Genomic DNA, 21,782 nt, shown 5'->3' on the forward strand with positions numbered 1-21,782 from the left:
GCTCAGCTCACTCCCCCGCACCGACGGACGCCACGGGCACCGCACGCGCGAACCCGCCGTCCACCATCAGATTCGCCACCGTCTCCAACTCCGGCGGATTGCCGGCCAGCCGGGACAGGAACACGTCGAAGTCCTCACCGCACGGCAACAACAGCCGCTGCGTACGCTCCGCCGGCGGCAACGAGGGATCCACGTCCCGGACGTCGTCGTACGCGCAGAACCACACCGAACCGACCCGCTCGCCCTTCACCTTCACGGCCAGCAGCCCGCCCTGCACGAACCCGACGCCCAGGTAGTCCTTCGTCAGATGGTCCCGCAGACACTTGTTGACGTACACGAGATCGTTGACCGCCGCCTCGTCCCGCACCGTGAAGAACGGCTGGTCCACCAGCAGCCCCGCCTCGGCGTCCAGCGCCGCGCCCACCGGCGCGCACCCGCCCGCCGCCTTCAGGAACGACCGGTACGCCCCCGGCAGCCGGTACCCGAGATCCTCCTCGACCCCCTGCACCTGCGCCTCGCTCACCGCCACACCGGACTTCGGCAGTCCCACATGCGCCGGACGCGTCTCCTGCAACGGCCGCGTCCCCCGCTTCGACTGGTCCACCGCCGCCGTCGCCAGACCGCCGTGATGCCTGAGCAACGCCTTCACCTCGACCGGAACCAGCTCCAGCCGCCGCGAACCCACCACGTGGTGCCACGTCCAGCCGTGCGGGGTCGCCACATTCGGCACCGTGTCCCACAACTCGTGCCCCGAAGCCGCGAGCACCGCGTTCGCCGACACATAGTCCGTCAGCCGCAACTCGTCGACCCCGAAACCCTCGGGGGGCTCCGCGATCTCCGCCGCCGCACGCGCGTACGGCGAGAAGTCCGGATAGCCGCGCTCGTCGATCCGCACCCCTCTCGGGTGCCGCGCCGCACGCACCGGATCCGGGAAATGCACGACCTGCCCGGCATAGGCCGCGTTGGGCGGCGCGGCTTGCTGCCCGAGCCGACTCGTCGTCATGGCGGTTGCCCCCTGCGGCACTCTGGTACGGCCCGCAGCGACCGGTTCCGCTTCCGGACCCGACCCACCACGCCCCGTATCGACTGTCTCCAACGGTTCTCCAACACGCGCCCACCGCGCGCATCACGGTGCCGACAGCCTATGCGGTACGACGACACGGGTCACCGGCGCTCCGTTTGACGGCCCCCACATCCGTGACCAGCCGTCACCCCGCCCTTACGGACCGCCCAAACCCGGGCGTGTCGCACCGCCCCAGCTTCCGCACCCGCCACGCCATTTGGCACCCTGTGACGTCCGAGGGCATGCTCGGGAGGGGATGACGATCATGAACGCAACACAAACGGGGCAGCACAACGGGCCGCAAACGCCCACATCCGGCGACCCCCGCATCGGCTGGTCCACCACCGAGACCCCCCACGCCCCCACGCTCCGTCACCGCCGCGACGGCATACTCCCCACCATCGCCGCCGCCCTCTCCGTGCGCGGCGCCACCCTCACCGGCACCGCGGCCCGGGGCGACCAGCCACCGGCCCTGCACCACCTCGTCCAGGACTTCCTCGACACCCTCGGCAGCGCCCAACGCGACCGTTTCACCGGACGCTGCGCCGAAGCACTCCTCATCTCCCGCCACATCGCCGCCGCAGACGCCGCCCGCAGCAGACGCGCCGCCCGCAAACCCATGACCAACGGCGAAGCCCGCAAGGCACTGAAACAAGCCAAACTCACCGCCCGCCGCATCCGTGAGGACGGCGACCCCCTCCACGGCAGCTTCGCCGCACCCTGCCGCGCCTGCACCGCCCTCAGCGCCCACTTCGGCGTCCGCGTCGTCGACCCCGAAGCAAACGACTGAGTCCGCCCCCACCCCCGGCGAACAGCGAACAGCGAACAGCGAAAAAGAACGACGAACGAACGACGAACGAAGGCCGATGCACCCGGACCCGCGCACCTCCTCCCCCTATCCCTCGGCTTCGCTCGGGCCGGGGGGACCCCCATCCCGCTTCCCCGTCCCCGTCGACGCCACCCTGCGCGCCGCCGGCTGGCAACCCGGACGCTGGGACATCAAACAAGCCGAGATCTGGGCCGACACCCTCCGCGACCACACCAGCCCCGCCGGCCACCGCCACGCCGTCTTCCCCGCCGCCGTGGAAGCCTGGGCCGAATTCGGCGGCCTCACCCTCACCCCCACCGGCCCCGGCCGCCAGGTCGCCCCCACCCCCCTCCACCTCGACCCCCTCCACGGCCTCCACATGGCCCGCACCCTCGCCGACCTCGGCCGCGCCCTCGACACCGACGTCAGCCCCCTCGGCACCGAGACCGACACCCACTCCCTCCTCGCCATCGACGCCGAAGGCCGCGTCTACGCCCTCGACCACACCGGCGACTGGTACCTCGGCCCCGACATCGACCAGGCCCTCGCCGCCCTCGTCTCCGGCATCGAACCCGTACGCCTCACCGCCGGCTGACCGGCCCCGCCCGCCGCTACGACGCCGGGATCACCGCCGACACCCGGAAACCCCCCGCCTCCGTCGGCCCCGACACGAACACCCCACCCAGCGCCACCACCCGCTCCTTCATCCCCACCAGACCATTGCCCCCCGACGGCAACCCCGCCGAACCCGCCGAACCCACCTCCGGCGGCGGCTCGTTCTCCACCTGCATCGCGATTTCCGCCACCCGATGCGCCAACCGCACATGCGTCTTCGCCCCCGCCGCATGCTTGTGCACGTTCGTCAACGCCTCCTGCACCACCCGGTACGCCGTCTGCTCGATCTCGCCCGCATACGACCGGATCTCGCCCTCCACCGACAGATCCACCACCATCCCCGCAGCCGCCGACTGCCCGATCAACTCCTCCAGCTCCTCCAGACACGGCCCCTCACCGTGCTGCTCCACCACCGCCCGCGAAGCCGCCGCCGCAGCCGCCACCCCCACCGCCGCCAACGGCACCGAAGCCGCCGCCGCCCGCTCCTGCCCCCCACCGCTCCGCAGCACCCCGAGCATCTCCCGCAACTCCGTCAGCGCCTGCCGCCCCATGTCCCCGACCAGCGCGGCATTCCGTACGGCCTTCTCGGGATCCTTGCGCGCAACAGCCTGCAGGGCCGCCGCATGCACCACCATCAGGCTCACCCGGTGCGCGACCACGTCATGCATCTCCCGCGCGATCCGCGTCCGCTCCTCGCTCCGCGCCCACTCGGCCCGCTCCTCCGCCCGCTCGGCGAGCAACTGCAACTCCCGCTCGAGGCTGTCCGCTCTCTCGCGGAGGCTCTCCATCAGCCGGCGCCGCTGACCGGCGTACATCCCCAGCAGCACCGGCGGAGCGGTCAGCCCCAGCGACATCACGACCGCCGCGAACGGAATGAACCAGTCCCCGATCGTCAGCCGGCCCGAATCCATGCTCTGCCGCACCCGTACGAACGTCACGATCAACGTCCCGATCAGCTGCATCCCCGCCAGCGAGGCGATGATCCGCCGGGGCAGCTCGGACGCGGCGAGCGTGTACAGCCCGACCAGGCCCATCAGGAAGCCCATCTGGGCCGGCGTGATCGCGATCGCCACCAGCACCACGGCGATCGGCCACTGCCGCCGCACCACCAGCACGGAGCCGGCCAGCAACCCGAAGACGACCCCCGCCGCCACCGGGATCCCGGCGTCCCGTGCGAACGCCACCCCCTCCGTCGCGCACTCCACGGCCGACACTGCGGCCAGACCGCAGTCGAACGCGGCACTGCGCCACCTGGCCCACCACAGCGGCCCCCTCAGGTCCCCCGTGGTCTCTTCCCCCGTCGCGGTCATGCCTCCAGCCTACGGGCGCGACCCCCACCCTTTCCGTCGACTTTCGCCGACGAAACCGCCCCCATTCCCTCGAACAGGTGAACCACGCCTGTTCGACCCCGGAACCCCGCATTCCGCCCGGACGGTATGCGTATGGCACATGCACGTGGCAAGTACGCGGACTTCGAGACCCTGAGCGAACAGGCGGTCGCCCTGCGGCGGGCGGGACTCAGCCTTCGGCAGATCCGCGACGAGCCGAAGATCTACAACAACGACATCCTGAACAGGCTGGTGAAGGGCGAGCCCCCATCGGAGTGGACGACGCCCCATACAGGTGCAGCCCGACAGGGCGCACAGCGTGCGGTCGAGAAGCGCGCCGTCGCGCACGCAGAGCCACCGGAAAGGGCGGCCTCCGAGATCGGGCCGGTCACCCACCGCGAGGCCCGGGCGAACCGGGTGGGCATCAGCGTCGACGCCCAATTACGAGTGCCTCCGGGTGGCCGCGCTCCAGAGCGCCGACCTACACCGTCGCATCGAAGGCTGGCGGTACGGCATAGTAGGAGACGCCACTCGACAGCCTGACTAAATGTCCGGGTTTACACGAGTTTGTTCCCCTGTGGTGTAATTGGCAGCACTGTGGCTTTTGGTGCCATATGTCCGGGTTCGAGTCCTGGCGGGGGAGCTTTAGGTTCGGGTCCTGACCCAGCAAGGTCAGGGCCCACTCTCATGTCTCCCAGGAAACGCCCCGGTATCCTTCGGATGTCCCCACCTCAGTCCACAGCCGAAGGGCACATCCGTGAGCGCCATTCGCCCGGCAGCCGTCGTCGTTCTCGCAGCGGGTGAGGGCACCCGTATGAAGTCGGCCACACCCAAGGTCCTCCACGAGCTCTGCGGTCGCAGTCTCGTCGGGCATGTGCTGGCCGCCGCCCGTGAGTTGGACCCCGAGAACCTGGTCGTCGTCGTCGGGCACGCGCGCGAGAAGGTCGCCGCCCACCTCGCCGAGGTCGACGCCACCGTACGGACCGCGGTGCAGGAGCAGCAGAACGGCACCGGTCATGCCGTCCGGATCGCGCTGGAGGAGCTGGGCAGCCGGGTCGACGGCACGGTGGTCGTCGTCTGCGGCGACACCCCCCTCCTCACCGGCGCCACCCTCTCCGCGCTCGCCGCGACCCATCACACCGACGGCAACGCGGTCACCGTGCTGACCGCCGAGGTGCCGGACGCCACCGGGTACGGGCGGATCGTGCGGGACGAGGCGACGGGTGCCGTCACGGCCATCGTGGAGCACAAGGACGCCTCCGACGCCCAGCGGGCGATCCGGGAGATCAACTCGGGTGTCTTCGCCTTCGACGGGGCGCTGCTCGCGGATGCGCTGAAGAAGGTGCGGACGGACAACAGCCAGGGTGAGGAGTACCTCACCGATGTGCTGGGGATCCTTCGGGAGGCCGGGCACCGGGTGGGCGCGTCCGTGGCCGCCGATCACCGGGAGATCGCCGGTATCAACAACCGGGTGCAGCTGAGCGAGGCCCGTCGGATCCTCAACGACCGGCTGCTGACCGCCGCGATGCTCTCCGGTGTGACGGTGATCGACCCGGCGACGACGTGGGTCGATGTGACGGTCACCTTCGAGCAGGACGCCGTCGTCCATCCGGGCACGCAGCTGCACGGGGCCACGCACGTCGGTGAGGGCGCGGAGGTCGGTCCGAACAGCCGGCTGACGGACACGGTCGTGGGTGCGGGCGCCCGGGTCGACAACGCGGTGTCCTATTCCTCGCACATCGGTGCGAACGCGTCCGTCGGGCCGTACGCCTATCTGCGGCCGGGGACGCGCCTGGGTGCGAAGGGCAAGATCGGTACGTATGTGGAGACGAAGAACGCGTCGATCGGGGAGGGGACGAAGATCCCGCATCTCTCCTATGTCGGTGACGCGACCATCGGTGAGTACACCAACATCGGTGCCGCCAGCGTGTTCGTGAACTACGACGGCGAGAGCAAGCACCACACCACCGTCGGGTCGCACTGCAAGACCGGCTCGGACAACATGTTTGTGGCTCCTGTCACGGTCGGGGACGGCGCGTACACCGCCGCCGGGTCCGTGATCACCAAGGACGTGCCGCCCGGTTCGCTGGCCGTGGCCCGTGGTCAGCAGCGGAATATCGAGGGTTGGGTGGCCCGTAAGCGTCCGGGGAGCGCTGCCGCGCAGGCGGCCGAGGCGGCTGCCCAGCGGCGCGAGGGCGAAGACTGACCGGAAACAGGTGCGTCAAACACGGCGTACCGTGATAAGTGCGAACCCGCACCCCCTGAGACACCTCTGAGGAGACAGTGCTGTGACCGGGATCAAGACGACCGGCGAGAAGAAGTTGATGTTCTTCTCCGGCCGCGCCCACCCCGAGCTTGCCGAGGAGGTCGCCCACGAGCTGGGTGTCGGGGTCGTCCCGACGAAGGCCTTCGACTTCGCCAATGGCGAGATCTACGTCCGCTACCAGGAGTCGGCGCGTGGTGCGGACTGCTTCCTGATCCAGAGCCACACGGCTCCGATCAACAAGTGGATCATGGAGCAGCTCATCATGATCGACGCGCTGAAGCGTGCTTCGGCGCGTTCGATCACCGTGATCGTGCCGTTCTACGGCTATGCGCGGCAGGACAAGAAGCACCGTGGCCGTGAGCCGATCTCGGCGCGGCTGATCGCGGACCTGATGAAGACGGCGGGTGCGGACCGGATCCTGACCGTGGATCTGCACACCGATCAGATCCAGGGTTTCTTCGACGGGCCCGTCGACCACCTGTTCGCGCTGCCGCTGCTGGCGGACTACGTGGGCAGCAAGGTGGACAAGTCGAAGCTGACGGTGGTGTCGCCGGACGCCGGCCGGGTGCGGGTGGCGGACCGCTGGTGCGACCGGCTGGGTGCGCCGCTGGCGATCGTGCACAAGCGGCGTGACAAGGACGTGGCGAACCAGGTGACGGTCCACGAGGTCGTGGGCGAGGTCAAGGGCCGGGTCTGTGTGCTGGTCGACGACATGATCGACACGGGTGGCACGATCTGTGCCGCGGCGGACGCGCTGTTCGCGCACGGTGCGGAGGACGTCATCGTGACGGCGACGCACGGTGTGCTGTCGGGTCCGGCGGCGGACCGGCTGAAGAACTCGAAGGTCAGCGAGTTCGTGTTCACCAACACGCTGCCGACGCCCGGTGAGCTGGAGCTGGACAAGATCACGGTCCTGTCCATCGCGCACACGATCGCGAGCGCGGTGCGTGAGGTGTTCGAGGACGGTTCGGTGACGAGCCTGTTCGACGAGCAGTAGGACGAGGAGCAGCAGGACGAGGAGCAGCAGGACGAACAGCCGGTCCTCTGATCGTTTGATCGTTTCTGCATGATCGATTTTTCTGCGGCCTTCCTCGCCGAGTAGACTTCTCCAGTTGCTCGGCGAGGGAGGCCGCATCCTTGGATGCGACGCTCCGTTATCGACGCGCTCTTCGTAGCAGGCCGTTCGTGGCCGGGTGACCACGTCCGTTCCTGATTCCACGAGGAGTGATCATGTCCGAGGTCAAGATCTCCGCCGAGACCCGCACCGAGTTCGGCAAGGGTGCCGCCCGTCGTATCCGTCGTGACAGCAAGGTCCCCGGTGTCCTGTACGGCCACGGCTCGGACCCGCTGCACCTGACCCTCCCGGGCCACGACCTGCTGCTCGCGCTGCGTACGCCGAACGTCCTGATCTCGCTGGACATCGACGGCAAGACCAGCGAGCTGGCGATCCCGAAGGCCGTGCAGCGTGACGCGGTCAAGGGCTTCCTCGAGCACGTCGACCTGCAGCTGGTCAAGCGCGGCGAGAAGGTCACGGTCGAGATCCCGGTGCACGCCGAGGGCGAGCTGGCCGCCGGTGGCAACCTGCTGGAGCACGTCCTGAACGCGCTGCCGGTCGAGGCCGAGGCCACCCACATCCCCGAGGGTGTCACGGTGTCCGTCGAGGGCCTGGAGGCCGGCGCCTCCGTCCTCGCCAAGGACATCACCCTGCCGAAGGGCACCACGCTGGCCGTGGACGGCGAGACCGTCGTCCTGCAGGTGCTGGCCGCGCAGGCCGAGGAGGCCCCGGAGGGCGAGGCCGCCGAGGGCGAAGAGGTCGCCGAGGCCTGAGCCGCGTAGCTTTCGTAGCGGTACTTCAGCTCCAGCCGCTGTTCCTCTTCCGGGGGAACAGCGGCTGCTGTGTAAGGAGACTTGGACGTGACGACCCCCGCCAACGCCCCGTGGCTGATCGTCGGCCTCGGGAATCCCGGGCCGGAGTACGCCGGCAACCGCCACAACGTCGGTTTCATGGTGGCCGATCTGCTGGCCGAGCGGATCGGGGGGAGGTTCAAGCGGGCGGGGAAGGCGCAGGCCCAGGTCGTGGAGGGGCGGATCGGGCCGCCCGGGCCGGCGAGCCGGCGGGTGGTCCTGGCGAAGCCGATGTCGTTCATGAACCTGTCCGGCGGTCCGGTGAACGCGCTGCGGGACTTCTACAAGGTGCCGGTGGCGAACATCGTGGCCGTGCACGACGAGCTGGACATCGACTACGGCACGCTGCGACTGAAGCTGGGCGGCGGGGACAACGGGCACAACGGTCTGAAGTCGATGACGAAGGCGATGGGTGCGGAGTACCACCGGCTGCGGTTCGGGATCGGGCGGCCGCCGGGGCGGATGCAGGTGGCGGACTTCGTGCTGAAGGACTTCTCCTCGACGGAGCGCAAGGAGCTGGACTGGTTCGTGGACCGGGCCGCCGATGCCGTCGAGTGTCTGGTGATCGAGGGGCTGGAGCGGGCGCAGAGTACGTACAACTCGTGACGTGTCGCCCAGCGAGGTTGACTGGCTGCTGAGGCTTGGCCAATGATCCCGGCCATGCCTGCCACAGCAGCCTCGTCCCATCGCCGCACCACGCGTAAAGGGCATAAAAGCCGTAGAAGCGGCTCTCCGAAAGCCCGTCAGGCCTCGACCGCAGCCCTGCGGTTCGGGCGGCTCGCGGCGATGGGGGTGGTGGCGGCGCTGATCCTGTTCGCCGGGGTGTGGGGTTCGTGGGGTACGGCGCAGCAGGTGATGCTGACGAAGGGGCGCGAGCACGGCACGATCGAGGTGACGCGGTGCGGTGCGCAGACCTGTTCGGGGCCGTACACGCCGTTGTCGGAGGGGTCGACGGCGCGGTCGCGGGTGGTGATCGAGAGGTCGGTGGCGGTGCGCAAGGGGCGGACGTACACGGTCGTCGTGAAGCCGGACGGTGACGAGGTGGTGCGGTCGGGTCCGGCCGGGGTGCTGTACGCGTGGGTGCCGATGGGGGGCGCGCTGCTGCTCGCGTCGGTGGTGGTCGCGGGCGGGCTGGGGCGTGCGCGGTGGGGGTGGGCGCTGGCGGGGTCCGGGGTGGCCTTGTTGACGGCGGCTTTCGTCACCATCTGATCGGGTTCGGTGCATTTCTTTTCTGTGTAGCGCCCATATGTTGCCTGTTCGTGATTGACCGGTGGTCAGTGTCGGTTGGAAGCTGAGCCGCCCCCTCCACATCTTCCCTTTCGTCACTCGAAGATGGACTGCCCCATGCGCACCCTCACTCGGGCCGGTGTCGTCGCCGTCGCCTCCTCGGCGGCACTGCTGCTGGCTCCCGCCGCCCACGCGGCCAAAGGCGACAACGGCGATGTGAAGACCCACAGGTCGACGACCGACGAGTCCGACCAGCGCGACGAGCCCAAGGTCTGCTCGTTCTATCTCGACGCGTTCCATTTCGACGGGCTGCAGCAGGTCGACTGGCACATCGAGGCCTGGGCGGACAACGACGCCGAGAAGGGCGAGACCGTCAAGACCGGCTCCATCACGCTGGACGCGAACGGGCACGGCCGGACCCAGGATCTGTCGCTGCCCGACGGCCAGTACAAGCTGTTCTGGAACTTCGACGGTGAGAAGGGGGCCGCGAAGCACAAGGTGTTCAAGGTGGACTGCGAGGAGGAGGGCGGCGGCGGTTCTTCTCCGTCCGGTTCCCCCTCCGGATCCCCCTCCGGATCCTCGTCGGCGTCGCCGTCCGGCTCGCCGTCGGACTCCGCCTCCCCCTCGGCGTCTGCTTCGCCCTCCGCGTCCGCCGAGCCGTCGTCCTCCTCGGGTGCGACCCCGTCCTCGGCGTCCACCCCGCAGGGCGGCACCGGTGGTCTCGCCGAGACCGGCAACGGGGCGCCCGTCGGTGTCCTGGCGGCCGTCGCGGCGGCGCTGGTGGGTGCCGGCGGCTACCTCGTGGCCCGGCGGCGACGGGCCTGACGCACGGCGGGCCCGACCAACGGCGGGCCTGACGCACGGCGGGAAGAGCTGCCGTAGAGCAGGAAGAAACGGGGGTGCCCCCGAGCCTCGTACTTCTCCGAGGCTCGGGGGCACCCCTCTTCGGTCCTCCACCGGCGCTCAGCCGGTGTTGCGCAGGCCCGCCGCCACGCCGTTGACCGTGAGGAGCAGGGCGCGGGAGAGCAGCGGGTCGGGTTCGGCGCCCGCGGCCGCCGCGTCGCGCTGCCGCTTGAGCAGGGTCACCTGGAGGTAGGAGATCGGGTCCAGGTAGGCGTCGCGGATGGTGAAGGTCTGCTTCAGGACGGGGGTGGCGTCCAGCAGTTCGCGCTCGCCGGTGACCCTGAGGACCTCGGCGACGGTGAGCTCGTGCTCGGCCCGGATGCGGTCGAAGACGTGCTTGAGGTCGTCGGGGACGAGGGTGTCGACGTAGTGCTGGGCGATCCGCAGGTCGGTCTTGGCGAGGGTCATCTCGACGTTGGAGACGAAGTTGCGGAAGAAGTGCCACTGCTCGTGCATCTCGTCGAGCACGGTGGCCCCTTCCTGCCGCAGGCCTGCCTCGCGCAGGGCCTTCAGGCCGGAGCCGACGCCGTACCAGCCGGGGACGATCTGGCGGGACTGGGTCCAGCCGAAGACCCACGGGATGGCGCGCAGTCCGTCGAGCGAGACGCCCGAGCCTGGGCGGCGGGAGGGCCGGGAGCCCAGGTGCAGGTCGGCGAGCTGGTCGACCGGGGTGGAGGCGAGGAAGTACGTCGGCAGGTCGGGGTCCTCGACGAGTTCGCGGTAGGCCGCGTGCGCCGCGTCGGAGACGACGTCCATGGCGGCGTCCCAGCGGGCGAGGGCTTCGTCGGACTGGCGGGGCGCGGTGTGCAGGGCGGAGGCCTGGAGGGTGGCGGCGACCGTCAGTTCCAGGTTCTCGCGGGCCAGGGAGGGGATGAGGTACTTGTCGGAGATGACCTCGCCCTGTTCGGTGACCTTGATCTCGCCTTCGAGGGTGCCCCAGGGCTGGGCGAGGATCGCGTCGTGCGAGGGGCCGCCGCCGCGGCCGACGGTGCCGCCGCGGCCGTGGAAGAGGCGCAGGCGTACGCCGTAGCGGTGGGCGACGTCGCGCAGGCGGCGCTGTGCCCGGTGGATCTCCCACTGGGACGTGGTGATGCCGCCGAACTTGGAGGAGTCGGAGTAGCCGAGCATGACCTCCTGGACGTCGCCGCGCAGAGCGACGAGGCGCCGGTAGGAGGGGTCGGAGAGCATCTCCTCCAGGATGGTGTCGGCGGCCTTGAGCTCGTCGGTGGTCTCCAGGAGGGGCACGATGCCGATCTTGGCCCAGCCGGCGTGCAGGTCGATCAGGCCGGCCTCGCGGGCGAGGACGGCGGCGGCGAAGACGTCGTCGGCGCCCTGGCACATCGAGATGATGTAGGACTCGATGACTTCGGGTCCGAAGACGGCGAGGGCTCGCTTGATGGTGCCGAAGACGCCGAGGGTCTTCTCGCCGGCGGCGTCGACGGGCGCCGGGGTGGGGGCGAGGGGCCTGCGTGAGCGGAGTTCCTTGGCGAGCAGCTTGGTGCGGTAGTCGCGGGGCATGTCGGCGTAGCGCCAGGACTCTTCACCGAGGCGGTCGAACAGTTGACCGAGGGCGTGGTGGTGGGCGTCGGCGTGTTCGCGGACGTCCATGGTGGCGAGCTGGAGGCCGAAGGCGGCCAGCGTGCGGATGGTGCGGTTCATGCGGCCGTCGGCGAAGAGGCCGCCGCGGTGCTCGCGCAGGGAGGTCTGGACGAGGGTGAGGTCCTGGAGGAGCTCGCTGGTGCCGAGGTAGTCGCGGCCGGGTTCGTGCGGGGTGCCCTTGGCGAGGCGCTGCTTGGTGTTCTCCAGCTTCTGCCGGATGCAGGTGGCCTTGAGGCGGTAGGGCTCCTCGGCGTTGAGGCGCTTGTAGCGGGGGCTGATCTCGGGCAGGCGTTCGAGGTCGGCCTTCAGGGACTCCAGCAGTTCCTCCGTCGCCCCGGTATAGCGGATGGAGTTCGACAGGAAGCCGCGCAGTTCGTCGATCGTCTCCAGGGCGTCGTTGATGCCGTGTTCGTGCTGGAGGATGAGGACGTCCCAGGTGACCTGGGGGGTGACGTTGGGGTTGCCGTCGCGGTCGCCGCCGATCCAGGTGCCGAAGGTGAGGGGGCGGGTGTCCTCGGGGAGGTGGACGCCGACCCGCTCCAGCTCGGAGGTGAGGTCCTCCAGGACGTCGCCGACGGCGTTCGCGTGGAGTTCGTCGAGGTAGTAGATCGCGTTGCGGGCCTCGTCGGCGGGCTCGGGGCGTACGACGCGGAGCTCGTCGGTCTGCCAGACGAGGTCGATGTTCTCGGCGAGGCGCGTGTCGTGGCGCCGGCGGTCGGCCTCGATGACGGGGGTGTCCAGGAGCGCGGCGATGCGCCGGAGCTTGTTCAGCACCGACCGGCGGGCGGCCTCGGTCGGGTGTGCGGTGAACACCGGGCGGACGTTCAGATGGCGGACGGTCTCGCGGACGTGCTCGGGGTCGGCGTCCTTGAGGCGGTCGGCGGTGCGGGCGAGGAGTCCGCCCTCGGCGGCGCGCTTGGCGCGCAGCTCACGGCCGCGGTGGACCTGCTCGGTGACGTTGGCGAGGTGGAAGTAGGTGGAGAAGGCGCGGACGAGCTTGGCCGCGGTCTCCAGTTCGGTGCCGCGCAGCAGCTCGGCGGCGGCCTCGCCGTCCTCGCGGGTGAGGCGGCGGACCTTCTCGACCAGGTCGAGCAGCTCGGGGCCCTCCTGGCGGACGAGGGTCTCCCCGAGGAGGTCACCCAGTCGGCGGATGTCGGCGCGCAGCTCTGCACTCGTCGTCGTGGTCTGGTCGTCGGCACTGCTCACAGGTGCGGCTCCTTGCAGTGGTGAAGCTCGTCTGAGGCTCGTCTGGGACGGGGCCCGGGACCGTCCGGGCGGCGGGTGCCGCATACGGGCCGGACATCCGGGAAGAAAACAGAGCGGACCGCGCTGTCCGACCGCCTCCAAGGATAGGTGGCGGACGGGACGCGCAGACGGTCGGGCTCTTGCCGCCGAGCAGGGCACTGCCATACTTACGATGCCGTAGGTTACGGAACCGTAGGAAGCTGTACGCGGCATCCTGCGCGAGGTGCCCGTGACCCGGCGACCTGCCACAGAACCCTCGAACCCCACAGGGGACGCCCCATGACCACGAGCTCCGATGTGATCGACGACGCCCCGAAGGCGAACGACGGCGCTCCACTTCCCTCCGCGACGCTGGGTGGCGAACAGAAGCGTTCGCTGGAGCAGATCACCCTCCTCCTGTTCATCATCGTTCCGTTTCTCGCGCTGCTCGCGGCGGTGCCGCTGGCGTGGGGGTGGGGGGTCAGCTGGCTGGACCTGGGCCTGCTGGTCTTCATGTACTACCTCGGGTGCCACGGCATCACGATCGGTTTCCACCGCTACTTCACCCACGGTTCGTTCAAGGCGAAACGGCCGCTGCGGATCGCGCTGGCGGTCATGGGGTCGCTGGCGGTGGAGGGGCCGCTGGTCCGCTGGGTGGCGGATCACCGCAGGCACCACAAGTTCTCGGACGCGGAGGGCGACCCGCATTCGCCGTGGCGGTTCGGGGAGACCGTTCCGGCGCTGATGAAGGGCCTGTGGTGGGCGCACATCGGATGGATGTTCGACGAGGAGCAGACCCCGCAGGACAAGTACGCGCCGGATCTGATCAAGGACCGGGCGATCCGGGCGATCTCTCGGCAGTTCATCTTCTGGACGATGCTGTCGCTGGCGATCCCGCCGCTGGTGGGCGGGCTGGTGACGATGTCCTGGTGGGGCGCGTTCACGGCGTTCTTCTGGGGGTCGCTGGTGCGGGTGGCGCTGCTGCACCACGTCACCTGGTCGATCAACTCGATCTGTCACGCGGTGGGCAGGCGCCCCTTCAAGTCGCGGGACCGCTCGGGCAACGTGTGGTGGCTGGCCGCGCTGTCGTGCGGCGAGTCCTGGCACAACCTGCACCACGCGGACCCGACGTCGGCGCGGCACGGTGTGGAGCGGGGGCAGATCGACTCCTCGGCGCGGCTCATCCGCTGGTTTGAGATGCTCGGGTGGGCGTACGACGTCCGCTGGCCGTCACGCTCGCGTATCGATTCGCGTCGCAACACGGACGAGGACGGCTCCCGACGCCGGAAGGCGGCTGCGAAGGCGGCATGATTGACGGCGTGGCGACCGACTCCAGCAGTACCCCCAGTTCCGGCGGCGAAGCGAAGCCGCGGCGCGTCCGGCGCACCCGGATGACGGGGGCCGAGCGTCGCCAGCAGTTGCTGGAGATCGGTCGCACCCTGTTCGCGGCGAAGGGCTTCGAGGCCACGTCGGTGGAGGAGATCGCGGCGAAGGCCGGGGTCTCCAAGCCGGTGGTGTACGAGCACTTCGGCGGCAAGGAGGGGCTGTACGCGGTCGTCGTGGACCGGGAGATGCGGCGGCTGCTGGACATGGTGACCAGCTCGCTGACCGCCGGTCACCCCCGTGAGCTGCTCGAACAGGCGGCCTTCGCGCTGCTCGACTACATCGAGGAGCACACGGACGGGTTCCGGATCCTGGTCCGGGACTCCCCGATCCCGCAGTCGACGGGGTCCTTCGCCTCGCTGATCTCGGACATCGCCACCCAGGTGGAGGACATCCTGGGCCGTGAGTTCAAGAGCCGCGGTTTCGATCCGAAGCTGGCGCCGCTGTACGCGCAGGCGCTGGTGGGGATGGTGGCGCTGACGGGTCAGTGGTGGCTGGACGTGCGTCGGCCGAAGAAGGCCGAGGTCGCGGCCCATCTGGTCAACCTGGCCTGGCACGGGCTGGACGGGCTGGAGGCCAGACCGCACCTGATAGGCCGCCGCAAGGCGTAGCGCCCGCGCGTGAGCGGCTGTGGGTGAGCGGCTGTGGGTCAGTGCTTGAAGGCGTCCTTGGTCTTCTCCTTCGCCTGGCGGGCGTCGCCCTTGGCCTGTTCGGCGCGGCCCTCGGCCTCGAGCGGCAGGTCGCGCGTCGCCCGGCCGGTGACCTCCTTGGCCTTGCCCTTGAGCTGTTCCTTCTTGGCCTTGGCCTTCTGATCGCGTGCCATGGTGGTTCGCTCCTCGGTTGTTCGAATTTCACCCGAGTCACCGTCGGCGCGGCGGTTCAAACGCGGGTTTCCAGGAACTCCAGGCGGTTGCCGACGGGGTCGTGGGCGTAGAAGCGGTCGTGGCCGGGGAGGTCGTCGTCCCAGGTGACGTCCACTCCATGGGCCGCGAGCCGGGCGGCGTGGGCGGCGATCGCGGTGACCCTCAGGCCCGGGTGGGCCTTGGCCGACGGGCGGAAGTCCCGCTCGATGCCCACATGGATCTGTACGGCGCCGGCCCGGAACCAGCAGCCGCCGCGGGCTGCGAGCACGCCGGGCTTGGGGATCTCGGTCATGCCGAGGGCGTCGGTGTAGAAGGCCCGCAGGAGGTCCTCGGTGCCGGGCGGGGCGGCGAGCTGGACGTGGTCGACGGCGGTGATCATCACACCGCCCTGGTGGCCACGGCGAACAGTCGGCGGAAGGGCAGGACGGTCCCGTACGGGGTGCTCGGGTAGGCCTCGCGGAGCAGGTCGCGGTATGCGGTGACGAAGGCGTCCCGGGCCTCGGGGTCGTCGGCGAGGGCGTCGAGGGCGGGGCGCAGTCCGGTGCCCTTGACCCAGTCGAGGACGGGGTCCTCGCCCGTCAGGACGTGGTGGTACGTCGTCGTCCAGACGTCGGTGGCGCAGCCCAGGCGGGCGAGGCGGTCGAGGTAGACGCCGGGGGCGTGGACGGAGTCCTCGGGGCGCAGGACGTGGGCGAGGCGGTCCTTCCAGCGGGGGGTGTCGCCGAGTTCGCGCATGAGGGCGTGCAGGGGGGCGTCGGTGTTGTGGGGGACCTGGAAGGCGAGGGTGCCGCCGGGGGCGAGGCCGTCGAGCCAGGCGGGGAGGGCGTCGAGGTGGCCGGGGACCCAGTGCAGGGCGGCGTTGGAGATGAGCAGGTCGTACGTCTCGTCGGGGGTCCAGGTGGTGAGGTCGGCGTGGGCGAAGTCGAGGTGTGCGCCGGCGTGCGCGGCGGCGTCGGCGAGCATCTGCGCGGAGTTGTCGTAGCCGGTGATGCGGGCGGTGGGCCAGCGGTCGGCGAGGACGGCGGTGACGTTGCCGGGGCCGCAGCCGAGGTCGGCGATGCGGGGCGGGTCGCCGGGCAGGTCGGGGACGCGGGCGAGGAGGTCGTGGAAGGGGCGGGCGCGGTGGCCGGCGTGGCGGAGGTACTGGGCGGGGTTCCAGGAAGGGTTGGTCGTCATGTCTCTCACCTTCCCCTCTCACTATCTTGACGTCAAGAGACTAGATATCAAGAGATTAGATACCAAGAGACTCGACATCAAGAGACTTCATGTCGACACAACCACTACACTGATCGTCATGGAGGACGAGGTCGATCGGCTGGTCGCAGCGTGGCGCCGGGAGCGCCCGGACCTCGACGTGGAGCCGCTGGAAGTACTCAGCCGGGTGAGCAGACTGGCCCGGCATCTGGACCGGGCGCGCCGGCTGGCGTTCTCCGAGCATCAGCTGGAGCCCTGGGAGTTCGACGTGCTGACCGCGCTCCGGCGCGCGGGGGCGCCGTACCAGCTCTCCCCCGGGCAGCTGCTGACGCAGACGCTGGTGACGTCGGGCACGATGACGAACCGTATCGACCGGCTCACGAAGAAGGGTCTGGTGGAACGGCTGCCGGACCCGAGCGACCGGCGCGGTGTGCTCGTCCGTCTCACGGACGACGGCAAGGACCGCGCCGATCAGGCGCTGGCCGGGCTGCTCGACCAGGAACGGGCCATCCTGGCCGAGCTCTCGCACGCCCAGCGCGGCGAGCTGGCCGCCCTGCTACGCCAGCTGACCGCCCCGTTCGACAACATCCCCGGCTAGGTCCACCGGACCGACGCCGGCTCTGCGTGCCAGGGCGACGGCGGCGAGGGTGGAGTGGACGCCCAGTTTGCCGAGGACGTTCTGCATATGGGTGCGGACGGTGTGCGGGGAGAGGAAGAGGCGCTCGGCGACGGCCTTGCGCCCCAGGCCCGCCACCATGCACCGGAGCACTTCGCGTTCCCTCGGGGTGAGGGACTCGACGAGCCGTTCGCTCTCGGTGCGGTGCTTGCGGGCGGCGGTGAGTTCGCGCAGGACGCCGGTGAGCAGGGCGGGCGGCAGATGGGTCTCCTCGCGCAGGACCCCGCGGATGACGGTGAGCAGCCGCGACAGCGAGCAGTCCTTGGCCACCCACCCGGACGCCCCGGCCTGCAGGGCGAGGGCGGCGCGGCGCGGGTCGTCCTTCTCGGCGAGGACGACGACCCGGACGTGGGGCTGTGTGGAGCGCACGCCCGCGACGAGGGAGATCCCGTCGACGAGCCCGTCCTCGCCGACCTCGTGCACGGGGACGGCGGGCCGTATGCCCGGCAGCGCACCGCCCGGGCCGCCGCCCGGACCGCCTCCTCCCGCGGCGCCGAGATCGGCGTCGACGAGCAGCACGTCGTAGCGGCGTCCCTCGGCGGCCGCGCGCTCCAGGCTGCGCAGCGCCGCGGGGCCGCTGCCGGCCGCGGAGACGTCGACGTCGGGCTCTGCGGCGAGCGCCGCGGCGAGCGACTCGGCGAAGATGCGGTGGTCGTCGACGACCAGGACTCGGATACGAACCACGAAACCCCCTTCCCCAGGCTCCTTGCCGGAGCAGGGGATACCCCAAGGTCCTCGAAAGACGGAGCACGACGACCGGCGCGGGTACGACGCCCGGAGGGGATGCGGGCCACCGCACGGCCGCCGCCGTGCAGAGACTGCTACCCCGACTCCGGGCGTCGTACCCGACTGTCTCGCCCCCTGATCGGCACCGGCCCCCACCGGTGCTGTTCATCAGGGTAGGGCTGTGGGCGGGCAGCGGAAGGCAAAACGCAGAACTGGTTGGCCAGGGCGTTTATGGTGTGCCGCATGTTTCGTCTTGAGACAGAAGTCGACAGTACGAGGCGCGATCTTCTTCGCTCGCGGCTCCGCGACAGCGACACGGCGGCCTCCCCCGTTCTGAAGGCGCTGCGCGGCACCCCCGCCGAACGCGAGACCCCGCTGCACGTGTGGGCCTCGGACGCGGCCGGCGAACTCGCGGGCGGGCTGGTCGGCCACACCTGGACGACCTGGCTGCACGTCGCCCACCTGTGGGTGGACGAACGTCACCGCGGCACGGGCCTGGGCTCCCGCCTGATGACCGAGGCGGAACGCGTCGCCGCCGAGGAACGCGACTGCCGCCACGTACGCCTGGAGACCTGGGACTTCCAGGCCCCGGAGTTCTACGGACGCCTCGGCTACGAGGTGGTGTGCGTGATCGAGGACTATCCGCCGGGGATCACGGAGTACACGCTGACGAAACGGCTGGGGTGAGACGGCAGGCACCGGAGCCCGACGCCTCACCCTTTTTCGTGACAGCCGGTCAGATCAGGCGGCGCGCCCCCGGGGAGGGGACCGCCTCGAAGACGCGCGGGGCCGTGTGGCCCGCCGCCGCGAAGGCCTCCTCGATCGCCTTGGTGAGGGTGTCGACCTCGGCGGCGTCGGTGAGGACGATCGCCGATCCGCCGAAGCCGCCGCCGGTCATCCGGGCGCCGAGGGCGCCGTGGGCGACGGCGGTGTCGACGACCAGGTCCAGCTCGGGGCAGGAGACCCGGAAGTCGTCGCGCAGGGAGGCGTGGCCCTCGGTGAGGACCGGGCCGACGGCCCGGGTGTCGCCGGCCTCCAGCAGGGCGACCATGCGTTCGACGCGGGCGTCCTCGGTGACGACGTGGCGGACCAGGCGGCGGACCTCCTCCTCGTCGCCGAGGCGGGCGAGGGCCGCGTCCAGGTCGGCGTACGGGACGTCCCGCAGCGCGTCGACGCCGAGCAGGGCGGCGCCCTTCTCGCAGCCCTCGCGGCGCTTGCCGTACTCGCCGGTGCTGTGGGAGTGCTTGACCTGGGTGTCCACGACCAGCAGCCGCATCCCCTCGGCCGCGAGGTCGAGCGGGATCTGCTTCTGGGAGAGGTCGCGGGTGTCGAGGAAGAGGGCGTGGCCCTCCTCGCAGCAGGCCGAGGCCGTCTGGTCCATGATCCCGGTGGGGGCGCCGACGTAGACGTTCTCCGCGCGCTGGCACAGGCGGGCGAGCTGCCAGCCCGCGAGGCCCAGTGCGTAGAGGTCGTTCAGGGCGAGGGCCACGACGACCTCGATCGCCGCCGACGAGGACAGGCCCGCGCCGGTCGGGACGGTCGAGGTGAGGTGGATGTCGGCGCCGGTGACCGGGTGGCCGGCCTCGCGCAGCGCCCAGACGACCCCGGCGGGGTACGCCGTCCAGTTCTCGTCGGACTCCGGGGCGAGGTCGTCGAGGCGGAGCTCGACGACGCCGCCCTCGATGTCGGAGGAGTGCAGGCGCAGCCGGCCGTCCTCGCGCCGGGAGACCGCGGCGAGCGCCTGGTGCGGCAGCGCGAAGGGCATCACGAAGCCGTCGTTGTAGTCGGTGTGCTCACCGATGAGGTTGACGCGGCCGGGCGCGGCCCACACCCCGTCGGGCTCGGCGCCGTACAGCCCGGCGAACGCCTCGCGCACTTCCTGTGCCGCCACTGCTGCCCCCACTACTGCTCCCTTGCGATGTGCTGCGCGAACTCCCAGGCGTCCGCGACGATGCCCGCGAGGTCCGCGCGGGACGGGTTCCAGCCCAGCCGTTCGCGGGCGGTGGCCGCGGAGGCGACCAGGACGGCGGGGTCGCCGCCCCGGCGGGGGGCCATGACCTCGGGGATCGGGTGGCCGGTGACCTCGCGGACGGTCTCGATCACCTCGCGGACCGAGAAGCCGTTGCCGTTGCCCAGGTTGCAGACGAGGTGCTCGCCGGGCGTGGCGGCGGCGACGGCGAGGAGGTGGGCCTCGGCGAGGTCGGCGACGTGGATGTAGTCGCGCACACAGGTGCCGTCGGGGGTCGGGTAGTCGTCGCCGTAGACGGAGATGGCCTCGCGGCGGCCCTGGGCGACCTGGAGGACGAGCGGGATGAGGTGCGACTCGGGGTCGTGGCGCTCGCCGTACGCCCCGTAGGCGCCCGCGACGTTGAAGTAGCGCAGGGAGACCGCGCCCAGGCCGTGCGCCGCGGCCTCGCCGGTGATCATGTGGTCGACGGCGAGCTTGGTGGCCCCGTAGGGGTTGGTGGGCTTCGTCGGCGCGGTCTCGACGATCGGGACCTGCTCGGGCTCGCCGTAGGTGGCGGCGGTGGAGGAGAAGACGAGCTTGCGCACGCCGGCCTCGCGCATGGCGGCGAGCAGGGCCATGGTGCCGCCTACGTTGTTGTCCCAGTACTTCTCGGGCTTCACGACGGACTCGCCGACCTGCGAGGACGCGGCGAAGTGCAGCACGGCGTCGAAGGAGGCGTCGAGCCACTTGGCGGCGTCGCGGATGTCGCCCTCGACGAAGGCGGCGCCGGCGGGGACGCTCTCGCGGAAGCCGGTGGTCAGGTTGTCGAGGACGACGACCTCGTGGCCCGCCTCCAGCAGGTGCTGGGCGACCACGCTGCCGACGTAACCCGCCCCGCCCGTCACCAGGTACTTCATGAACTCGCTACCTCTCGCAGTCGCTCGGCCGCGCGCTCCGGTGGCACGTCGTTGATGAAGACGTTCATGCCGGATTCGGAACCCGCGAGGAACTTCAGCTTGCCGGACGTCCGGCGGATGGTGAAAAGCTCGAGGTGGAGCGCGAAGTCGTCACGGTTGACGCCGTCGAACTCCTCCAGCGCGCCGAACGGCGCCTGGTGCCAGGCGGCGATGTAGGGCGTGGGCGGTTCACCTTCACCGAAGATACGGTCGAAGCGCCTCAAGAGTTCCAGGTAGACCTGGGGGAACTCTGTGCGGGCCTCCTCGCCGAGGGCGAGCAGGTCGGGCACGCGCCGCTTGGGGTACAGGTGCACCTCGTACGGCCAGTGCGCCGCGTACGGCACGAAGGCGACCCAGTGTTCACCCTCCAGGACGACCCGTTCGCCCCGGAGTTCACGCTCCAGTACGGCGTCGAAGAGGTTCTCCCCGCCGGTGGCCTCCTTGTGCGCGGCGACCGAACGCAGCATCAGGGCGGTGCGGGGGGTGGTGAACGGGTAGGCGTAGATCTGCCCGTGCGGGTGACCCAGTGTCACACCGATCTCGGCACCCCGGTTCTCGAAGCAGAACACCTGGTCGACGGAGGGCAGATGCGACAGCTCGGAGGTCCGGTCCGTCCAGGCGTCGAGGACGAGGCGCGTCTGCTCCTCGGTGAGGTCGGCGAAGGACGCGTTGTGGTCGGAGGTGAAGCAGACCACCTCGCACCGCCCGGAGTCGCCGGCCAGCGAGGGGAAACGGTTCTCGAAGACGACGACGTCGTACGACGAGTCCGGGATCTCGCTGAGCCGCTCGCCCTGGGAGGGGCACAGGGGGCATTCGTCGGCCGGCGGGTGGTAGATGCGCCCCTGCCGGTGCGAGGCGATCGCGACCGAGTCGCCCAGCAGCGGGTCCCGGCGTACCTCCGAAGTGGTGACCGTGCGGTCCAGCGGACGGCGGTCCACCGCGTCGCGCACCGAGTCGTCCTTCAGGTCGTAGTAGATCAGCTCACGACCGTCGGCCAGCCGGGTCGAGGTCTTCTTCACCGCGACTCTCCATTGCCAAGTAGTGCCAAGTAAGTGCCAAGCATGACTTCAAACAGAACCGAACACATAGAAACATAAA

General features: G+C 70.3%; 23 protein-coding genes and 1 tRNA gene. 14 read left to right on the forward strand and 10 right to left on the reverse strand.

Annotated elements, in window-relative coordinates; translation table 11 throughout:
* Positions 1 to 7: 7 nt before the first annotated feature.
* Positions 8 to 1,003, reverse strand: coding sequence for an SMI1/KNR4 family protein (locus tag ABZ464_RS03170; RefSeq protein ID WP_359270105.1), 996 nt, complete (start codon positions 1,001 to 1,003; stop codon positions 8 to 10).
* 316 nt (positions 1,004 to 1,319) lie between these two features.
* On the opposite strand from ABZ464_RS03170, the gene ABZ464_RS03175 reads away from it, so the two are divergent.
* Complete coding sequence (locus tag ABZ464_RS03175) at positions 1,320 to 1,853, forward strand: YwqJ-related putative deaminase (protein ID WP_359270108.1); 534 nt, start codon at positions 1,320 to 1,322, stop codon at positions 1,851 to 1,853.
* A 76-nt stretch (positions 1,854 to 1,929) separates the two neighbouring features.
* Positions 1,930 to 2,466 (forward strand): SUKH-3 domain-containing protein, encoded by a 537-nt coding sequence (locus ABZ464_RS03180; RefSeq protein WP_359270111.1) that lies wholly within the window; start codon positions 1,930 to 1,932, stop codon positions 2,464 to 2,466.
* 16 nt (positions 2,467 to 2,482) lie between these two features.
* Here the strand turns inward: ABZ464_RS03180 and ABZ464_RS03185 are convergent, their stop codons facing one another.
* Positions 2,483 to 3,796, reverse strand: coding sequence for a histidine kinase (locus ABZ464_RS03185; RefSeq protein WP_359270114.1), 1,314 nt, complete (start codon positions 3,794 to 3,796; stop codon positions 2,483 to 2,485).
* Positions 3,797 to 3,928: 132 nt separating this feature from the next.
* Here ABZ464_RS03185 and ABZ464_RS03190 point away from each other — a divergent pair, with 132 nt between their 5' ends.
* The 8 genes from ABZ464_RS03190 (at position 3,929) to ABZ464_RS03225 (ending at position 10,037) form a co-directional block, all read left to right on the forward strand.
* Complete coding sequence (locus ABZ464_RS03190) at positions 3,929 to 4,357, forward strand: hypothetical protein (protein ID WP_359270681.1); 429 nt, start codon at positions 3,929 to 3,931, stop codon at positions 4,355 to 4,357.
* 28 nt (positions 4,358 to 4,385) lie between these two features.
* Positions 4,386 to 4,457, forward strand: a tRNA-Gln gene (locus ABZ464_RS03195).
* 114 nt (positions 4,458 to 4,571) lie between these two features.
* The gene (glmU, locus tag ABZ464_RS03200; RefSeq protein ID WP_359270117.1) at positions 4,572 to 6,020 is read left to right on the forward strand and encodes a bifunctional UDP-N-acetylglucosamine diphosphorylase/glucosamine-1-phosphate N-acetyltransferase GlmU; all 1,449 of its coding nucleotides are present in this window, start codon (positions 4,572 to 4,574) and stop codon (positions 6,018 to 6,020) included.
* Positions 6,021 to 6,102: 82 nt separating this feature from the next.
* A complete protein-coding gene (locus ABZ464_RS03205; RefSeq protein WP_055635124.1) occupies positions 6,103 to 7,077 on the forward strand; it encodes a ribose-phosphate diphosphokinase in 975 nt (324 codons plus the stop codon).
* 233 nt (positions 7,078 to 7,310) lie between these two features.
* The gene (locus ABZ464_RS03210) at positions 7,311 to 7,907 is read left to right on the forward strand and encodes a 50S ribosomal protein L25/general stress protein Ctc (protein WP_359270121.1); all 597 of its coding nucleotides are present in this window, start codon (positions 7,311 to 7,313) and stop codon (positions 7,905 to 7,907) included.
* Between the two features lie 81 nt (positions 7,908 to 7,988).
* Positions 7,989 to 8,591, forward strand: a complete 603-nt coding sequence (gene pth, locus ABZ464_RS03215) for an aminoacyl-tRNA hydrolase (RefSeq protein ID WP_359270123.1) — start codon at positions 7,989 to 7,991, stop codon at positions 8,589 to 8,591.
* Between the two features lie 42 nt (positions 8,592 to 8,633).
* Entirely contained in the window at positions 8,634 to 9,194 is a 561-nt protein-coding gene (locus ABZ464_RS03220) for a hypothetical protein (protein WP_359270126.1), read from the forward strand.
* A gap of 135 nt (positions 9,195 to 9,329) precedes the next feature.
* Positions 9,330 to 10,037, forward strand: a complete 708-nt coding sequence (locus ABZ464_RS03225) for an LPXTG cell wall anchor domain-containing protein (protein ID WP_359270129.1) — start codon at positions 9,330 to 9,332, stop codon at positions 10,035 to 10,037.
* 138 nt (positions 10,038 to 10,175) lie between these two features.
* Here the strand turns inward: ABZ464_RS03225 and ppc are convergent, their stop codons facing one another.
* The gene (ppc, locus tag ABZ464_RS03230) at positions 10,176 to 12,920 is read right to left on the reverse strand and encodes a phosphoenolpyruvate carboxylase (RefSeq protein ID WP_359270131.1); all 2,745 of its coding nucleotides are present in this window, start codon (positions 12,918 to 12,920) and stop codon (positions 10,176 to 10,178) included.
* Between the two features lie 318 nt (positions 12,921 to 13,238).
* Here ppc and ABZ464_RS03235 point away from each other — a divergent pair, with 318 nt between their 5' ends.
* Together ABZ464_RS03235 and ABZ464_RS03240 are read left to right on the forward strand one after the other, a co-directional pair.
* Positions 13,239 to 14,249 (forward strand): acyl-CoA desaturase, encoded by a 1,011-nt coding sequence (locus ABZ464_RS03235; RefSeq protein WP_359270133.1) that lies wholly within the window; start codon positions 13,239 to 13,241, stop codon positions 14,247 to 14,249.
* On the forward strand, positions 14,246 to 14,932 hold the full coding sequence (locus ABZ464_RS03240) for a TetR/AcrR family transcriptional regulator (protein ID WP_359270136.1): 687 nt from the start codon (positions 14,246 to 14,248) through the stop codon (positions 14,930 to 14,932). The genes ABZ464_RS03235 and ABZ464_RS03240 overlap by 4 nt, the downstream gene beginning before the upstream one ends.
* A gap of 38 nt (positions 14,933 to 14,970) precedes the next feature.
* Here ABZ464_RS03240 and ABZ464_RS03245 read toward each other — a convergent pair whose 3' ends face one another.
* From ABZ464_RS03245 to ABZ464_RS03255, 3 genes are read right to left on the reverse strand one after another with little or no spacing between them, the layout of a single operon-like run.
* A complete protein-coding gene (locus ABZ464_RS03245; RefSeq protein ID WP_359270138.1) occupies positions 14,971 to 15,144 on the reverse strand; it encodes a CsbD family protein in 174 nt (57 codons plus the stop codon).
* A gap of 56 nt (positions 15,145 to 15,200) precedes the next feature.
* Positions 15,201 to 15,563, reverse strand: coding sequence for a glyoxalase (locus ABZ464_RS03250; RefSeq protein ID WP_359270141.1), 363 nt, complete (start codon positions 15,561 to 15,563; stop codon positions 15,201 to 15,203).
* Positions 15,563 to 16,360, reverse strand: coding sequence for a trans-aconitate 2-methyltransferase (locus ABZ464_RS03255; RefSeq protein WP_359270144.1), 798 nt, complete (start codon positions 16,358 to 16,360; stop codon positions 15,563 to 15,565). Before ABZ464_RS03255 ends, ABZ464_RS03250 begins: the two co-directional genes overlap by 1 nt.
* Before the next feature lie 118 nt (positions 16,361 to 16,478).
* On the opposite strand from ABZ464_RS03255, the gene ABZ464_RS03260 reads away from it, so the two are divergent.
* Positions 16,479 to 16,976, forward strand: a complete 498-nt coding sequence (locus ABZ464_RS03260; protein ID WP_079661767.1) for a MarR family transcriptional regulator — start codon at positions 16,479 to 16,481, stop codon at positions 16,974 to 16,976.
* Here ABZ464_RS03260 and ABZ464_RS03265 read toward each other — a convergent pair.
* Positions 16,935 to 17,738: a response regulator transcription factor gene (locus tag ABZ464_RS03265; protein ID WP_359270147.1), complete on the reverse strand. Its 804-nt coding sequence runs from the start codon at positions 17,736 to 17,738 to the stop codon at positions 16,935 to 16,937. The genes ABZ464_RS03260 and ABZ464_RS03265 overlap by 42 nt on opposite strands.
* Positions 17,739 to 18,011: 273 nt before the next feature.
* On the opposite strand from ABZ464_RS03265, the gene ABZ464_RS03270 reads away from it, so the two are divergent.
* Entirely contained in the window at positions 18,012 to 18,467 is a 456-nt protein-coding gene (locus tag ABZ464_RS03270) for an N-acetyltransferase (protein WP_359270662.1), read from the forward strand.
* A 49-nt stretch (positions 18,468 to 18,516) separates the two neighbouring features.
* Here the strand turns inward: ABZ464_RS03270 and galK are convergent, their stop codons facing one another.
* Genes galK through galT form a run of 3 tightly spaced genes read right to left on the reverse strand, consistent with a single transcriptional unit; the run spans position 18,517 to position 21,703 of the window.
* Entirely contained in the window at positions 18,517 to 19,683 is a 1,167-nt protein-coding gene (gene galK / locus ABZ464_RS03275) for a galactokinase (protein WP_359270150.1), read from the reverse strand.
* Positions 19,683 to 20,645 (reverse strand): UDP-glucose 4-epimerase GalE, encoded by a 963-nt coding sequence (gene galE / locus ABZ464_RS03280; protein WP_359270153.1) that lies wholly within the window; start codon positions 20,643 to 20,645, stop codon positions 19,683 to 19,685. The genes galK and galE overlap by 1 nt, the downstream gene beginning before the upstream one ends.
* Complete coding sequence (gene galT, locus ABZ464_RS03285; protein ID WP_359270156.1) at positions 20,642 to 21,703, reverse strand: galactose-1-phosphate uridylyltransferase; 1,062 nt, start codon at positions 21,701 to 21,703, stop codon at positions 20,642 to 20,644. The genes galE and galT overlap by 4 nt, the downstream gene beginning before the upstream one ends.
* Between the last annotated feature and the right edge of the window lie 79 nt (positions 21,704 to 21,782).

Origin of the sequence: Streptomyces sp. NPDC005820, from assembly GCF_040630255.1 — a bacterium.
GTDB lineage: Bacteria > Actinomycetota > Actinomycetes > Streptomycetales > Streptomycetaceae > Streptomyces.

Excerpts from the sequence above, each read along its gene's own strand:
- ABZ464_RS03170 (WP_359270105.1), bottom strand. The coding sequence starts at position 1,003 with ATGACGACGAGTCGGCTCGGGCAGCAAGCCGCGCCGCCCAACGCGGCC.
- ABZ464_RS03245 (WP_359270138.1), bottom strand. The coding sequence starts at position 15,144 with ATGGCACGCGATCAGAAGGCCAAGGCCAAGAAGGAACAGCTCAAGGGC.
- ABZ464_RS03175 (WP_359270108.1), top strand. The coding sequence starts at position 1,320 with ATGACGATCATGAACGCAACACAAACGGGGCAGCACAACGGGCCGCAA.
- ABZ464_RS03210 (WP_359270121.1), top strand. The coding sequence starts at position 7,311 with ATGTCCGAGGTCAAGATCTCCGCCGAGACCCGCACCGAGTTCGGCAAG.
- ABZ464_RS03225 (WP_359270129.1), top strand. The coding sequence starts at position 9,330 with ATGCGCACCCTCACTCGGGCCGGTGTCGTCGCCGTCGCCTCCTCGGCG.
- ABZ464_RS03240 (WP_359270136.1), top strand. The coding sequence starts at position 14,246 with ATGATTGACGGCGTGGCGACCGACTCCAGCAGTACCCCCAGTTCCGGC.
- ABZ464_RS03250 (WP_359270141.1), bottom strand. The coding sequence starts at position 15,563 with ATGATCACCGCCGTCGACCACGTCCAGCTCGCCGCCCCGCCCGGCACC.
- galE (WP_359270153.1), bottom strand. The coding sequence starts at position 20,645 with ATGAAGTACCTGGTGACGGGCGGGGCGGGTTACGTCGGCAGCGTGGTC.
- ABZ464_RS03180 (WP_359270111.1), top strand. The coding sequence starts at position 1,930 with ATGCACCCGGACCCGCGCACCTCCTCCCCCTATCCCTCGGCTTCGCTC.
- ABZ464_RS03270 (WP_359270662.1), top strand. The coding sequence starts at position 18,012 with ATGGTGTGCCGCATGTTTCGTCTTGAGACAGAAGTCGACAGTACGAGG.
- ABZ464_RS03260 (WP_079661767.1), top strand. The coding sequence starts at position 16,479 with ATGGAGGACGAGGTCGATCGGCTGGTCGCAGCGTGGCGCCGGGAGCGC.
- ABZ464_RS03255 (WP_359270144.1), bottom strand. The coding sequence starts at position 16,360 with ATGACGACCAACCCTTCCTGGAACCCCGCCCAGTACCTCCGCCACGCC.
- ABZ464_RS03235 (WP_359270133.1), top strand. The coding sequence starts at position 13,239 with ATGACCACGAGCTCCGATGTGATCGACGACGCCCCGAAGGCGAACGAC.
- ABZ464_RS03185 (WP_359270114.1), bottom strand. The coding sequence starts at position 3,796 with ATGACCGCGACGGGGGAAGAGACCACGGGGGACCTGAGGGGGCCGCTG.
- ABZ464_RS03220 (WP_359270126.1), top strand. The coding sequence starts at position 8,634 with ATGATCCCGGCCATGCCTGCCACAGCAGCCTCGTCCCATCGCCGCACC.
- ABZ464_RS03190 (WP_359270681.1), top strand. The coding sequence starts at position 3,929 with ATGGCACATGCACGTGGCAAGTACGCGGACTTCGAGACCCTGAGCGAA.